We start from the raw sequence: 14,773 nt of genomic DNA on the forward strand, positions 1-14,773 counted from the left end.
GGATCTGTCATGAGCTTTCGTGTCGAACTCGCCGTTCTAGCTGAACAAAAACAGTTTTGTCGCTTTGGCTTAACTGTCCATAACCTTTCTGATCAGGATCTTGCTCAGTGGCAGATCCAATTCATTACTGATCGCTATATTCTGCCAGACAGTTTCACTAACGGGACGATCAAGCAGATCGGTAGTTTCTGCACCGTAGTGCCTGAATGTGACATTCTGACGGCTAATCAACACTACTACTGCGAGTTCAGCATCAATACGGCGCCATTGCGTTTTTACACTGATGGGTTCAAAGATGCCCTGATCATTGCCAACGACGGTGCAACGCAGTACCCAGTAACCTTAACGCCGATAGCGCTTGCCTCTCCCTATAGAGAGCGCACCCAATTGCCAGAGGTCGAGAGTAGGTCAATTGCATTGATTCCTAGACCTCACAAAATTGAGCAACTGGACGGAAGTTTTCGACTGACTCGCTCCAGCCAAATAACATTGCAAACTTCGCTGGCTGAAAAAGCCGCGACGTGGCTGCAAGTTGAACTTGAGCGATTGTTTGAGTTTACAGTACAGACCATCGGGCAAAGCGATATCGTGTTTCGCAACAATCCAACCCTTGACGAAGGTGAATACCATCTTACCGTCAGTGGAACGGGGATCAGACTAGAATCAGGGTCACATGCAGGTTTTGTTCATGCCAGTGCCAGCTTGCTTCAACTCATTCAATTCAGTGAGCAAAACAAAGAGTTATCGGTACCTTATGTGAAAATTCATGATGAACCACGCTTTAAATACCGTGGCATGATGCTTGACTGTGCACGTCACTTTCACTCGGTGGATATGGTCAAACGGCTGATTAACCAATTGGCACACTACAAGTTTAATACCTTCCATTGGCATCTCACTGATGATGAGGGCTGGCGAATTGAAATAAAGGCATTTCCTCAACTAACCGAGTCGGGAGCCTACCGCGGGCCAGGTACCGTGCTGGAACCACAATACAGTCACTTAAATCAACGTTATGGCGGTTACTACAGCCAAGAGCAGATTAAGGACGTCATCGCTTACGCGCAAGAACGAGGCATCAACGTCATTCCGGAGATTGATATCCCTGGTCACTGCCGTGCGGCAATCAAATCACTACCAGAGTTGTTGTGTGATCCTACTGATCAATCCCAATATCACAGTATTCAACATTATGACGATAACGTCCTATCACCAGCTTTGCCTGGCACTTATCAGTTTTTAGACAAGGTACTAGAAGAAGTTTCTGAACTCTTCCCTTCTCCTTGGGTACACATTGGTGCTGATGAAGTCCCTGCTGGTGTCTGGCTAGAAAGCCCTGCCTGTCAGGCGTTGATGGCTCAAGAGGGCTACCAAAACGCTAAAGAGCTGCAAGGACACCTACTCCGTTATGCAGAACAGAAACTGCGTTCACTGGGTAAACGTATGGTCGGATGGGAAGAGGCTCAACACGGTAATAAAGTCAGCAAAGACACGGTTATCTACTCTTGGCTGAGTGAAGAAGCGGCTCTTAACTGCGCTAAGCAAGGTTTTGACGTCATTCTCCAACCGGGTCAATCCACTTATCTCGACATGACTCAAGATTATCGTCCAGAAGAGCCTGGCGTTGATTGGGCGGCAGTGATCCCACTGGAGAACGCCTACCGCTATGAGCCATTGGCACAAGTGCCAGATAGCGATCCGATTCGCAAACGTATTCTAGGAATTCAGTGTGCGCTGTGGAGTGAAATTGTCACTCACCAGTCACGATTGGATTACATGATATTCCCAAGACTCACTGCGCTGGCTGAAGCCTGCTGGACTGACAGAGCAGGCCGAGATTGGCTCGACTATCTATCACGGTTGAAAGGCCATTTACCTTTGCTCGACAAACAGCAAATCGAATATCGCCAACCGTGGAATTAACAAAGGTGCAAATGCATGGCATTTGCAGTTTTCTCTAGCATTAAAGTTTTGGCTACCAAAGTGGTAGCTTGGTAAAAAGGAAATTAACATGAAATACGGCTATTTCGATAACGACAATCGTGAATACGTCATTACTCGACCTGACGTCCCTGCACCATGGACGAACTATTTAGGCACAGAGAAATTCTGTACGGTTATCTCGCATAACGCGGGGGGATACTCTTTCTACAACTCGCCTGAATATAACCGTGTTACTAAATTCCGCCCGAACGCGACATTTGATCGCCCAGGGCACTATGTGTACCTGCGTGATGACGAAACTGGTGATTACTGGTCAATCTCATGGCAACCAGTCGCGAAAAGCCTAGACGAGGCGAACTATGAAGTTCGCCATGGTCTTTCATACTCGAAGTTCAAGTGTGAGTACAACGACATCACTGCAACCAAGACACTATTTGTTCCTAAAGGTGAAGATGCAGAAATTTGGGATGTTGTGATTAAGAACACTTCAGACAAGCCTCGCACTATCAGCGCCTTCTCGTTTGTTGAATTCTCATTTAGCCACATTCAGTCGGACAATCAGAACCACCAGATGTCTCTATACTCGGCAGGTACGGCATACAAAGATGGTGTGATTGAATACGACTTGTATTACAACACCAACGATTTTGAAGGATTCTACTACCTAGCTTCTACATTTGAACCAGACTCTTACGATGGTCAGCGTGACAGCTTCCTAGGTTTATACCGCGACGAAGCAAACCCGATTGCTGTAGAGACAGGTAAATGTTCGAACAGCGCTCAAACCTGTTACAACCACTGTGGTTCACTGCATAAACAATTCACGATTCAACCGGGTGAAGAAGTCCGTTTTGCTTACATTCTGGGTATCGGTAAAGGCAACGGCGAGCGCTTACGTGCTAAGTATCAGGATCTAGCAAACGTTGATGCAGCATTTGCTGGTATCAAAGCTCACTGGGACGAACGTTGTGCTAAGTTCCAAGTCAAGTCACCAAACGAAGGCCTCGATACCATGATCAATGCTTGGACTCTTTACCAAGCTGAAACATGTGTTGTCTGGTCTCGTTTTGCTTCCTTCATCGAAGTAGGTGGTCGTACTGGTCTTGGCTATCGTGATACCGCTCAGGATGCAATTTCAGTCCCACATGCCAACCCTGCGATGACACGCAAACGCATTGTTGATCTTCTTCGCGGTCAGGTAAAAGCGGGATACGGTCTGCACCTATTCGATCCAGACTGGTTTGATCCTGAAAAAGCTGACGTTAAGCCTTCAAAATCACCAACAGTCGTACCGACACCATCAGATGAAGATAAGATCCATGGCATCGAAGATACTTGTTCTGACGATCATCTATGGCTCGTTCCTACCATCTGTAAATACGTAATGGAAACAGGTGAACACAGCTTCTTTGATCAAGTCATCCCATACGCAGATGGCGGTGAAGCAAGTGTTTACGACCATATGAAAGCCGCTTTAGATTTCTCTGCTGAGTACGTAGGTCAAACTGGCATCTGTAAAGGTCTGCGAGCAGACTGGAACGACTGTCTAAACCTAGGTGGCGGTGAATCTTCAATGGTTTCTTTCCTCCACTTCTGGGCACTGCAAGAGTTTATCGACCTTGCTAAATACCTTGGCAAAGACGCTGATGTGGCTAAGTACACTGAAATGGCAGCTAACGTACGTGAAGCGTGTGAAACTCACCTGTGGGATGAAGAAGGTGGTTGGTACATCCGTGGTCTAACTAAGAACGGCGACAAGATTGGTACGGCACAACAGAAAGAAGGCCGTGTTCACCTAGAATCAAACACACTCGCGGTTCTATCTGGCGCGGTATCGCAAGAACGTGGTAAAAAAGCAATGGACGCCGTAGATGAGAACCTGTTCTCTGAATACGGTCTACACCTAAACTCACCATCATTTGCAACGCCAAACGACGATATCGGTTTTGTTACTCGCGTTTACCAAGGCGTGAAGGAAAACGGTGCGATCTTCTCGCATCCAAACCCTTGGGCATGGGTTGCTGAAGCTAAGCTAGGTCGCGGTGACCGTGCAATGAAGTTCTACGACGCACTGAACCCATATAACCAGAATGACATTATCGAAAAACGTATCGCTGAACCGTACTCGTACGTTCAATTCATCATGGGTCGAGACCACCAAAATCATGGTCGTGCTAACCACCCTTGGTTAACAGGGACTTCTGGTTGGGCTTACTTTGCCGTGACCAACTTTATTCTGGGTGTGCGCACTGGCTTCGATGGTCTAACGATTGACCCTTGTATTCCAACTAACTGGCCAGGCTTCGAAGTAACTCGTCAGTGGCTTGGCGCAACCTACAACATCAAGGTTGAAAACCCGAGCTCTGTAAGCAAAGGCATCAAGTCAATCACAGTGAACGGTCAGGCCGTGGAAGGAAGATCTGTACCGGTTCAGCCTGAAGGCAGTGTAAACGACGTGGTGGTTGTGCTTGGTTAATCACCAGCAATGAGCCTCTTTCGAGAGGCTCATTACTTTCAATAAAGGATTATTCATATGATCAAATTTGGTACTGGTGGCTGGCGTGCATTCATAGGCGAAGAGTTCACCAAAGATAATGTCCGTTTAGTGGCACAAGCGGTTGCCAATATTATTAACCACGAGAACGTTGCCCAACGTGGCTTTGTTATCGGTTACGATCGACGTTTCCTGTCCGACAAAGCAGGACGCTGGTTCGCGGAAGTTCTCGCGGCTAACCGCATCAAGGTTAGCTTTATCGACAAGTTCGTTCCGACGCCAATCGTCATGTTCAAAGCTAAAGAGATGGGCTGTGCGTACTCTGCATGTATTACCGCATCTCATAACCCAGCCGATTACAACGGCATCAAAGTGTTTATTGAAGGCGGACGTGATGCGGATGAGATCATTACTGAAAAGATCGAGTCTCAAGTCGCCACCTTGACTCAACAACAAGTTCAGTCCATCGACTTTGAGCAAGCCGTGGAAGACAAGTTGATCGAAATTATCAATCCGATGAACGAATTCGTTGACTCGATCATCGACTTTATCGACATCGAGGCAATCAAAAAAGCCAATCTAAGAGTGTTGATCGATCCCATGTTTGGCGTGGCTAAGAATGCGCTGCAAACCGTACTGATCAACGGTCGATGTGATGTTGATGTGATCAACGACGGTAAAAACCCAGACTTTGGTGGATTAATGCCGTCTCCAAGTGCCGCAACCTTGTACCGTCTAAAACACCTAGTCGCGGCTGAAGGATACGATATCGGCATTGGTACCGATGGTGACGCAGACCGTTTAGGCATTATCGATGAGAAAGGGAACTTTATTCATCCAAATGAAGTTCTGATGCTGCTCTACTACTACTTGCTCGAATACAAAGGCTGGAAAGGCTCTGTCGTGCGTAATATTGCAACCACTCATCTGCTCGATAAGATCGCGGCTGATCATGGAGAGAAGAGCTTTGAGGTACCCGTTGGTTTCAAACACATTAGCTCACAGATGGAAGCCGATGACTCTCTTATCGGTGGCGAAAGCTCAGGTGGTTTAACGATTCGTGGTCACATCAAGGGCAAGGATGGCGTTTTTGCTTCAAGCTTACTGGTCGAAATGATCTCCGTTACAGGCAAAAAGCTTTCTGAGCTGCTTAACGAAATTTATGGTAAGTACGGCTATGCCTACACGGCGGAAGGCGATTGCACATTTAAACCAGCGCAGAAACAAGCTCTGTACGACAAAATCTACGTAGAAAAGCAACTGCCTCAATTTGAGTTCGAGATTGATAAAGTGAGCTACGAGGATGGGGCAAAAGTTTACTTTAAAAACGGTGGTTGGGTGATTGCACGTTTCTCTGGAACTGAGCCACTACTGCGCATTTTTGCCGAAATGGAAGATAAACAGACAGCGGAATGTGTTCTTCAACAAGTCAAAGAGTTTTTGCAATTGTAATGCTCTCATGACCCATCCTACCCTATAGGTGAAGAACACTTGCCCGGCTTAATCGCCGGGCTTTTTTTGTTGCAACATCTTGGATGTTCTACACCGAAACCGCCGAAATTTCCGCTCTGATATTTTCATGATCTTTGCCAACTTCAATAACACCATCATCATTAACTATTTGAGCCAACGGCTATTGCTCTGTGGTTAAGAAGACCATGATTATCCTCAAGATAACGTTAATCACATGTTTCCGGTGGAAGAACGTACGTCCTGCTCGAGTATTTCAATGTAAGCTCTCGTTCAGATGTACACTCGATGTAGCCTTGTTCGTAGAGGTTCTTTTTTAAGGTTGTATTCATATTCCACCCTATTACAAACGCAAACATGGTTAAGAACCCTAGAACAATAAAGACTATTTTAGGAATCCATTTGGCCTGCCGGCCTGTAATTAACGGGATAGTTGAAAATGTGAATGCTATGGTTGATATCATAAACCCAGCGAAAGAAGAGGCATCATTAATAGCCCCACTAACTTTGATTAGATCGCTTTGGTGGTTAAAATTACTTATGACTTTTACAGATTGCTCCCAAGAAATCCAAACCATTGGGCTACAAGCCAACATAAAAAGAAGAGCTTTGAACCTACTCACTCTCATCAATTAACTCCTCTATCTTCTTTTTAATTGGCTTTGTGTACTCATGATGGTCATCTATCTCTGTAACCTTATTCCCTATGACAAATGCAGACACCGCAAAAATACTTAAACCTATAGCTATAGGCAAAGATGCACCAAAAACAAAGGTAGCTACCCCACGAATAACTAACGTAAACCCTTGAGCGAGTACGCCAGCTACAACCCCTTAGATATATCCGCCGTAAATTGCCCGACGACTTTGCCTAGTGTCTTTTCATCGTGAAGCATATAGTCAACCGAGTTCACAGCTTTAATCACATGTTTCCGGTGGAAGAACGTACGTCCTGCTCGAGTATTTAAGTGTGAGCTCTCGTTCAGATGTACATTCGATATAGTCCTGTTCGTAGAGCTTTTCTTTTAATGTTACATTCATTCTCCAGCCTAGAAAGAAAGCCAACACTGTTATTCCTCCTAGTACAATTAAAACTATTTTAGGTATCCAGAGTAGCTTTTTCCCAGTAATGAAACAGATAAACATTAATATAGAAACAACAAACATTGACCAAGAAAAAGCAAATGTAGATGCGTCGTTGATTGCTCCACTTATGACAATTCTGTTGTTGGGTAATGTATAAACATCAAAAATCCCCATAACATCATTTATTGATAGAAAGAAAATTGATGCAAAAATTAACAAGAAGACAAATGCTTTTGAGCGACTAACTTTCATCAATTAATCTCTCAACTTCTCTCTTCATAGGGTCAGTGTATTTATATTGTTCGTCAATAGCAGAAACAGCTAACCCGATACCAAAAGCCATTATTACAAAAAAACCTAATACGGCTGCTGTGGGTGGTGTAGCAAAAAGAAAACTTACAGCTCCTTTGGCGACTAGAGTTACCCCTTGAGCAACTACGCCAGCGACTACGCCCTTAGATATATCCGCCGTAAATTGCCCGACGACTTCACCTAGTGTCTTTTCATCATGAAGCATATAGTCAACCGAGTTCACAGCTTTAATCACATGTTTCCGGTGGAAGAACGTACGTTTTGCTTGAGTATTTCAATGCAAACTCTCTCTCAGATGTGCATTCTATGTAGTTTGATATTTTTACTTTATCCCTTAACGAGGTATCTACATAATGTCCTATCAGAGCACCAATTAATGCACCAAATAGCATTAACCTTAGAGTTAATCTAGGGAGTTGAATACCTGTAACAACATTGAGTAATGCCATTGGGATAGAAGGAAGGAAAAAACCAAATAATACAAATGACGATGTATTGTTAAGGTATCCCGACACCTTTATTACAGGTTCAATTCCTACACCTTTCACGCTATGACTCAAATCATAAACTCCCAACCCACACCATGCCGCAAACCCTATAAAGAATATTAAAAATGTAAGTTTTTTAAAAATATCTAACATGATTAGTCAATTAAATCGTCTTCTGTAGTGGTTAAGAAGAACATGATTATCCTCAAGATAACGTTAATCACATGTTTCCGGTGGAAGAACGTACGTTCTGCTTGAGTACTTCAATGTAAACTCTCTCTCAGATGTGCATTCTATATAGCCTTTCTCATTAAGTTCTTTTTTTGTTGATACATTTATATGCCAACCATATGCAAAAGAAACCAAAAATAAGCAGCTTAAAACTATAACAACAACTTTAGGTAGCCACCTTAAGCATCTGCCCGTAACGAATACTATCAATGAAAATAACGACGCCATGATCATTGCGTAGCTAAGAGCTGATAACGATGCATCATTTAATGGGCTGTATATTTTAACAACACTCGGGAGACTTTCTGAGCCGTAAAAGCTACTTGTGGAGAAAGGGACTATAAGTAATGATGATGCAATGCATGACACCAAAAATAGTCCTGAGCGAAAACGGTTAATTTTCATCAATCAATCTCTCAATTTCTTTTTTCATTGGTTCCGTCCAAAAACTAAGTTGGTAAATAGTCGAATTTTCCTCACTTTGGAATCTAACCTCATTTACTGCTTTTAGGAGCCTTTATTGTTGAGATAGAGTAGTTACATCCAATTTTTGTATATTTGATAGATTGTAAAAACTACAGCTCCAATAGTGCATATAACCATGGTCCATCGATGAGAATAATATGAACTCATAACAGCATCATGATCGTCTGAATCTACATTATTTATTGTCCCATACCTCATCATCCCTTTCCCTTTGCAATAAAGCCGAAGCCCTAATCCAGAACAAAGAAAAGCCACCAACCAACCAACCGCAATATTTAATGCATGCTCACGAAAAAACAGCACGCCTAAAATAACGCAAAAAATAAATATGCCATCGGAGATATTCATATATCTCCAAACTTTCCCTTTATTAATCATCATCGTTATCGCCACTTAAAAAGTTACTAGAAAAATAGCTAACAACACTTTCTGATGTATCTTGGACTCGCTTCGGTAGATTAAGCAATCTCAAACGATATGCAGTACCCATCCCCATTGCATAAGCCCACGCGGGGTCAAAATTACCTTCAAACACACCAGAATAGGCAACATCAGCTAAAACCGTTCTTTGCAAAAGAGCTAAGTAAGGATTAGCAATTAAAGCAACGCCTATCGTCTGCATCACATCCGAACGTTTATCTTGTGTCGCTGCCTCGATGTAATCCTGAAAGGCATCATCTTCCATGTCGATGTGGGCATTTCTCATTAGACATTCAGGCGTGGCGCAACTCGCTTTAAAGCGAACGTTAAACGATTCATTATTCACCACTAGATTACGTCGATAGCTGCCGCCTTGAGAGAAATCACCTACCGTTTCTGTGCGGCGTGATAAGCGATTTTCTTCGAGCTTTTTAAGCGTGCCACCCCCATCAATAAAGCCATTTTTGATTTGATGAATGAGGTCATATCCAGTCTCATAGGAAATATTTCCCCCGTTATACCCTTTCAAGATAACGTCGAATGCTTGACTAAATTCTTTTACCGCTTGGCTATGTACTGACGTTTCCAAATTCAGCGCAGGAAGAAAAATCAAAAGCTCTTCTGTGGCTTTAAGAACTTCATTATCTAGCTTTCTTTTCTCTACAACCGTTGTTCCCGCATTTAAATAACGCCCTCCCATTGAACTTGCGACACTCTGATAAGTTGCCTCCATTTCTTGTGGACTGGCATGGGGTTTAAATCCATAAACCTGCCCATTACTTTGAGAGAATTTCATCGCTCCAGCAGAAGCAATGAGCGTATTTGAGCCCCAAGAACAATCACAAGCGACGATATCACCATGCAATGCGGCCTGAATATTATCGACAAAGACCGCAATCGTTTCTAAAGGAATGATTTCACCTTGCCCTTTTTCGCAAGCGGGACACGTCGCTATCATTTTTATCTGCGTGACTCCTTCTCCCACATGCATGACATTACCGACACCCGATGTCACGACACCTCCTGTCGTCGTTCTATCACCTTTGTGTATTAAACCTCGACCTTCTGCTTGTGCTGACATTGTGAGTTCCTTATTGACTATTTGCGCCCATCAGGGCATTTGGAATTCGGAAAATATCCTACGTTAATTGACAATACCTGCCTGTTTTTATTCATTATGATTCGGCTTTATAGCGAGAAAGCGTTCTAGATACTGTTGGCCGTGATACGGAAAACAGCTCGGCTAGAGTATTGTCTTATTCCGTGCATTCGACACCGCTCCTTTTGCTGTTTAACTGAAAGTTTGGGCTGATTTCCTTTAGCTTGAGCAATCGCTCATTCCTTCACGAGTTCTCAAACAAATCAAACCTGTTTCAAACTGAGCAGCAGTAGCTAAAATATTAAAGAACATCTTGCCCATTGGGTCTATTGGATCATAAATACTTGATCCTTATGCCAGTTTTAAATCTCGATTTGGTCATATCTCGTCGGTGACTTTGTTGAAGACTATGAACTGATGGTGCCTTTTCAAGCATTACAAATGGTTGGGCATTAAGTCTCGTTCAGTCCGTATCGATGGTGTCGTCACTAGTATCAGGCTGGAAGCGGTATTTTGGAAGATAATAGAGGACATTGCGAGCGATGCGGATATCTCTGTCGCAGAATTTTTGACTCGGATTTACAATGAAGTGATACAACAAAGAGGTGAGTTAGGTAACTTCACCTCTTTGCTGCGTGTCGCGTGTACCACCTATCTAAATGGTGGCAAACGGATTCAGATTTAACCTAAATGGCTAAAACGCCAGTACGCCTTGCGTTTCCACTTTAACAGAGACTTGCTGACCAATACTCAAAGGTTCAGATGAGCTGGCAAGTAAACGGTGACCACCCGCGTCAATCACATAACGGCAATGATCTCCCATAAACTGTTGCTCAAGCACGGTCACACTGCTCTCTTCTGCCGCACTGATCTGGACATGCTGAGGGCGAAGTAATAACTCGCAATGCTGACCGACTTCAATGTTCTGCTGTGCTTTCGCTTCTACCATACCTAGCTGCGTCTCATATTCTGAATCAGAAGCCCGAGTCGCTTTGAGATAGCTACCACCACCCAAAAAGTCAGCAACAAACTTACTTGAAGGCTGATAGTAGAGCTCGCTAGCCGTACCATATTGCTCAATCACGCCATGATTCATCACCGCCATTTTATCAGCGAAGGCGAAGGCTTCTTCACGGCTATGAGTAACGAAAATGGCAGTGACACCCTGTTTCTTAAAGATCTTACGAATCTCGCCAATTAACTCATGGCGCACCTGCGTATCAATATTAGAAAATGGTTCATCGAGCAGCAAAAGATCCGGTTTGTACGCTAGTGAACGCGCTATTGCCACCCGCTGTTGCTGGCCACCTGAGAGTTGGTGTGGGTATCGCTCACCGTAACCATTGAGATGCACTAACTCAAGCATCTCTTCCACTTTGGCTTGCTGTTCAGCAACCGACAGTTCACGTAACCCAAACGCAACGTTCTGAGCCACAGTAAGATGTGGAAACAGCGCATAATCCTGAAAGATCATACCAATATTACGCTGCTCGGGAGGAAGCCAGTTTTTGCCATCATCGATCAGCATGCAATTTAGGCTCATCACGCCAGAACTTAATGGCAACAAGCCTGCAATCGCTTTCAATAGTGTTGTTTTACCGCAGCCACTTGCCCCAAGTAGACAAACAATTTCCCCCTGCTCCACTTCGAGAGAAAGTGACTCAAGAACTGTCGTCTCTTGATCGTACTTACACGTTAAGTTTTGTATTGATAGGGCACAGCTCATCAGTGTGAATGCTCCAGTGAACGGTTAACAATAACTAAAGGGACAAGACCAACTAAAACCAGTAGCACGGCTGGTAACGCCGCTAACTCTAACTTCTCATCAGACGCGAAGTTATAAACATAAGTCGCCAATGTTTCAAAGTTAAATGGTCGTAGCAATAAAGCGGCGTTTAGCTCTTTCATTGACTCGATAAAGACCAGCAAAGCCGCTATCAGCGCCCCACGACGAACAAGAGGCAAATGAACTCGTCTTAGCATCTCATTGGCGTTACATCCCATAGTGCGTGATGCCATATCAAGAGACGGTGAAACTTTGCTTAAACTGCTTTCAATACTGCCAATCGCCACAGCAGAAAAACGCACCACCATAGCAAAAACAATCGCAAACATTGAGCCAGAGAAAATCAATCCTGGACGCTCCCACTCCATGTACTTTGCAACATCATTGACTAAGTGGTCCATAGACAATACCGGAACCATAACACCAATGGCTAAAACCGTTCCTGGAACAGCATAGCCCATCGACGATAGGCGCATAAAGGCTAAGCTTTGACGGCTAGGGTTGACACGCTGAGAAAAATTAACGATCAACGCAACCATTACACCAATGAATGCCGCCGCAAGAGATACGTAAAGACTATTTAACGCATATTCGCGGAACTCAGCCGTCCAACTCTGTGCGAAATACTTATATGCATAGATAAGCAACTGACCAAGAGGGAGAATGAATGCCACGCAAACCAGCCCCCAACACCATGTTAGCGCCAACCACTTTTTCCACCCGACGAGATCGTAACGAAAATCTTCGCGGCTACTAAACTGACTCTGAAATAGCTTCTGTTTTCTACGGCTATAGCGTTCTGCACTTAAGAGTAAAATCACCACCACAAGCATAATGGCTGAAATTTTTGCCGCCGCAGTGAGGCTCGAATAGCCTAACCAAGTGTCATAAACCGCGGTGGTTAATGTATTGACTGCAAAGTAGCTAACCGTTCCAAAATCACCCACGGTTTCCATTGCCACCAAAGAGAGGCCGACGGCTATAGAGGGGCGTGCAAGAGGAAGCGAGATACGACGGAAACTTTCCCACGGTGAACACTTGAGCAATCGAGCCGATTGTAGCAAAGAGACATTCTGCTCCATAAACGCGGCACGACATAATAAGTAGACGTATGGGTAGAGCACCAGTGACAGTACAATAGTCGCTCCTGTCAGTGTTCGAATATCAGGAAACCAATACTCACCAGGTCCCCACCCTGTCAGATCACGGAGAAAAATCTGTACCGGACCTGCAAAGTCAAACCAGTCCGTAAAGATATAACCGACGATATAGCCAGGCATCGCCAGTGGTAACACCAATGCCCATTGTAAAATGCGTTCACTCGGAAGGCGGCACATCGCCATAATCCAAGCCGATGGAATACCAAGCACCAAGGATAGCAAGATCGTTCCTATAACAAGAACGACGGTGTTATACGCATAGGTCGGCATTACCGTTGACATCAAATGACTAAAAAGCTCATTTGTTTCGCCCACAGCAGTAGTGAATATCGCTAAGATCGGCAAAACCAGTAGTAAAGCAAGCGCTCCACTACTGGTTTTCCATAGGTAATTTTTTTCTTTCATCGTCTAATAACAACGAGGCTGTATGAAACATAAATGCAGTTGCAAATACATCTCATATCCCTTTAATAGTTTAAGGGTATTTATACCCATATACTCAAAGGAGTTCAAGGTGAACTGCTCTTAGCCGTGAGTATAAAAACAAACAACCCCAAGTAACTTAACGAAAAGCGACTTGAGGCTGTATTTTAGTCAGTCATATTCGACTCACTACTTAAAACTATTATAGGTCGAACTTCACTTCGTCTAGCAGTTTGATTGCTGCTTCGTGGTAGTTAGCAACGTCATCTAGAGAAATCATGTCAGACTTGAAGTCACCCCAAGATGCCACTAACTCAGAACGCTTAACACCCTCTTTTACTGGGTATTCGTAGTTAACTTCTGCGTACATGCTTTGTGCAGTATCACCCGCTAGGAACTCCATAAGTTTCTGAGCGTTTTCTTTATTTGGTGCGTACTTAGCCATTGCCATACCAGAGATATTTACGTGAGTACCTGTTGTTTTCTGGTTAGGGAAGTTAATGTAAACCGCGTCAGCCCAAGCTTTTTGCTCAGCATCGTTAATCATGTTACCTAGGTAGTAGCTGTTACCTAGAGAAACATCACATAGGCCTTCTTTGATCGCTTTAACTTGTGCACGGTCGTTACCTTGAGGTTTACGTGCTAGGTTCGCTTTTACGCCTTCCAACCACTCTTTCGTCGCAGCTTCACCTTCGTGAGCAATCATCGCAGAAACTAGAGATACGTTGTATGGGTGCTTACCGCTACGTGTACAAATTTTGCCTTTAAATTCAGGCTTAGTTAGATCTGCGTATGTAAAGTCTTCACCTAGACGACCAACACGATCACGAGAAGAGTAAACGCTACGAGTACGAGTTGTTAGAGCAAACCACTCGTTATTTGTATCTTGGTATTGAGCAGGGATGTTCTTTTCTAGCACTTCACTCTCTACAGCTTGAACTAAGTTTTTCTTAGTCAGCTCAGAAAGGCGGCTAATATCAACGGTTAGGATAACGTCTGCTGGGCTGTATTCACCCTCTTGCGCTAGCTTCTCTGTCAGACCTGTCTTAGCAAACTTAACGTTTACTTTGATACCCGTTTCTTTTGTAAACTCGTTGAACATTGGCTCAACTAGGAATGGCTGGCGATAAGAGTACACGTTAACCTCTTCTGCAGCCATCGCAGTTGAAGGAGCAATTGTTGCACATGCTAATGCAGAAAGAGTTAGCAGCTTTTTCATTGGTTCAATCCTTTAGTATTCGAAATGATAACGTTTATCAGTTGCGTTATTATATTCATCATAGTCGAGAAAACAATGATGCAAAACAAAAAAACCTGCTCATTTGAGCAGGTTTTTGATAAGTTTATTTGTAACTGTTTGTTACGTCACATCTA

12 protein-coding genes are annotated in these 14,773 nt (G+C 43.9%); 4 read left to right on the top strand and 8 right to left on the bottom strand.

Features of this window, described 5'->3' with window-relative positions; genetic code table 11:
* Window positions 1-9 precede the first annotated feature (9 nt).
* The 3 genes from QTN95_RS06860 to QTN95_RS06870 all read left to right on the top strand — a co-directional run bounded on the left by QTN95_RS06860 (window position 10) and on the right by QTN95_RS06870 (window position 5,890).
* A complete protein-coding gene (locus QTN95_RS06860) occupies window positions 10-1,923 on the top strand; it encodes a beta-N-acetylhexosaminidase (protein ID WP_331416886.1) in 1,914 nt (637 codons plus the stop codon).
* A gap of 88 nt (window positions 1,924-2,011) precedes the next feature.
* A complete protein-coding gene (locus QTN95_RS06865) occupies window positions 2,012-4,420 on the top strand; it encodes a GH36-type glycosyl hydrolase domain-containing protein (RefSeq protein ID WP_331416887.1) in 2,409 nt (802 codons plus the stop codon).
* A gap of 57 nt (window positions 4,421-4,477) precedes the next feature.
* The gene (locus QTN95_RS06870; RefSeq protein WP_331416888.1) at window positions 4,478-5,890 is read left to right on the top strand and encodes a phosphoglucomutase/phosphomannomutase family protein; all 1,413 of its coding nucleotides are present in this window, start codon (window positions 4,478-4,480) and stop codon (window positions 5,888-5,890) included.
* 936 nt (window positions 5,891-6,826) lie between these two features.
* On the opposite strand, the gene QTN95_RS06875 is transcribed toward QTN95_RS06870, so the two are convergent.
* From QTN95_RS06875 to QTN95_RS06895, 5 genes are all read right to left on the bottom strand, one after another.
* Window positions 6,827-7,246 (bottom strand): hypothetical protein, encoded by a 420-nt coding sequence (locus QTN95_RS06875; protein ID WP_331416889.1) that lies wholly within the window; start codon window positions 7,244-7,246, stop codon window positions 6,827-6,829.
* Entirely contained in the window at window positions 7,236-7,511 is a 276-nt protein-coding gene (locus QTN95_RS06880) for a hypothetical protein (protein WP_331416890.1), read from the bottom strand. The genes QTN95_RS06875 and QTN95_RS06880 overlap by 11 nt, the downstream gene beginning before the upstream one ends.
* Window positions 7,512-7,533: 22 nt before the next feature.
* Window positions 7,534-7,947, bottom strand: a complete 414-nt coding sequence (locus QTN95_RS06885; RefSeq protein ID WP_331416891.1) for a hypothetical protein — start codon at window positions 7,945-7,947, stop codon at window positions 7,534-7,536.
* Window positions 7,948-8,562: 615 nt separating this feature from the next.
* The gene (locus tag QTN95_RS06890; RefSeq protein ID WP_331416892.1) at window positions 8,563-8,892 is read right to left on the bottom strand and encodes a hypothetical protein; all 330 of its coding nucleotides are present in this window, start codon (window positions 8,890-8,892) and stop codon (window positions 8,563-8,565) included.
* Complete coding sequence (locus QTN95_RS06895; protein WP_331416893.1) at window positions 8,882-10,012, bottom strand: PAAR domain-containing protein; 1,131 nt, start codon at window positions 10,010-10,012, stop codon at window positions 8,882-8,884. Before QTN95_RS06895 ends, QTN95_RS06890 begins: the two co-directional genes overlap by 11 nt.
* Window positions 10,013-10,475: 463 nt before the next feature.
* Between QTN95_RS06895 and QTN95_RS06900 the strand changes: the two genes are divergently transcribed.
* The gene (locus QTN95_RS06900) at window positions 10,476-10,715 is read left to right on the top strand and encodes a ribbon-helix-helix domain-containing protein (RefSeq protein ID WP_331416894.1); all 240 of its coding nucleotides are present in this window, start codon (window positions 10,476-10,478) and stop codon (window positions 10,713-10,715) included.
* A 9-nt stretch (window positions 10,716-10,724) separates the two neighbouring features.
* Here QTN95_RS06900 and QTN95_RS06905 read toward each other — a convergent pair whose 3' ends face one another.
* The 3 genes from QTN95_RS06905 to QTN95_RS06915 all read right to left on the bottom strand — a co-directional run bounded on the left by QTN95_RS06905 (window position 10,725) and on the right by QTN95_RS06915 (window position 14,618).
* Window positions 10,725-11,756 (bottom strand): ABC transporter ATP-binding protein, encoded by a 1,032-nt coding sequence (locus QTN95_RS06905; protein ID WP_138973131.1) that lies wholly within the window; start codon window positions 11,754-11,756, stop codon window positions 10,725-10,727.
* Window positions 11,756-13,381, bottom strand: a complete 1,626-nt coding sequence (locus QTN95_RS06910; protein WP_331416895.1) for an ABC transporter permease — start codon at window positions 13,379-13,381, stop codon at window positions 11,756-11,758. The genes QTN95_RS06905 and QTN95_RS06910 overlap by 1 nt, the downstream gene beginning before the upstream one ends.
* A 220-nt stretch (window positions 13,382-13,601) precedes the next feature.
* Window positions 13,602-14,618 carry a Fe(3+) ABC transporter substrate-binding protein gene (locus QTN95_RS06915; RefSeq protein ID WP_331416896.1) on the bottom strand — a complete coding sequence of 339 codons (1,017 nt, stop codon included), beginning with the start codon at window positions 14,616-14,618 and terminating at the stop codon, window positions 13,602-13,604.
* Window positions 14,619-14,773: the final 155 nt, after the last annotated feature.

It is taken from the genome of Vibrio sp. M260112, from assembly GCF_036533775.1.
In the GTDB taxonomy this organism is placed as follows: domain Bacteria; phylum Pseudomonadota; class Gammaproteobacteria; order Enterobacterales; family Vibrionaceae; genus Vibrio.

What these genes read in the sequence shown, in the direction of transcription:
- QTN95_RS06860 (WP_331416886.1), top strand. Translation starts at nt 10, where the DNA reads ATGAGCTTTCGTGTCGAACTCGCCGTTCTAGCTGAACAAAAACAGTTT.
- QTN95_RS06865 (WP_331416887.1), top strand. Translation starts at nt 2,012, where the DNA reads ATGAAATACGGCTATTTCGATAACGACAATCGTGAATACGTCATTACT.
- QTN95_RS06870 (WP_331416888.1), top strand. Translation starts at nt 4,478, where the DNA reads ATGATCAAATTTGGTACTGGTGGCTGGCGTGCATTCATAGGCGAAGAG.
- QTN95_RS06875 (WP_331416889.1), bottom strand. Translation starts at nt 7,246, where the DNA reads ATGAAAGTTAGTCGCTCAAAAGCATTTGTCTTCTTGTTAATTTTTGCA.
- QTN95_RS06880 (WP_331416890.1), bottom strand. Translation starts at nt 7,511, where the DNA reads ATGCTTCATGATGAAAAGACACTAGGTGAAGTCGTCGGGCAATTTACG.
- QTN95_RS06885 (WP_331416891.1), bottom strand. Translation starts at nt 7,947, where the DNA reads ATGTTAGATATTTTTAAAAAACTTACATTTTTAATATTCTTTATAGGG.
- QTN95_RS06890 (WP_331416892.1), bottom strand. Translation starts at nt 8,892, where the DNA reads ATGATGATTAATAAAGGGAAAGTTTGGAGATATATGAATATCTCCGAT.
- QTN95_RS06895 (WP_331416893.1), bottom strand. Translation starts at nt 10,012, where the DNA reads ATGTCAGCACAAGCAGAAGGTCGAGGTTTAATACACAAAGGTGATAGA.
- QTN95_RS06905 (WP_138973131.1), bottom strand. Translation starts at nt 11,756, where the DNA reads ATGAGCTGTGCCCTATCAATACAAAACTTAACGTGTAAGTACGATCAA.
- QTN95_RS06910 (WP_331416895.1), bottom strand. Translation starts at nt 13,381, where the DNA reads ATGAAAGAAAAAAATTACCTATGGAAAACCAGTAGTGGAGCGCTTGCT.
- QTN95_RS06915 (WP_331416896.1), bottom strand. Translation starts at nt 14,618, where the DNA reads ATGAAAAAGCTGCTAACTCTTTCTGCATTAGCATGTGCAACAATTGCT.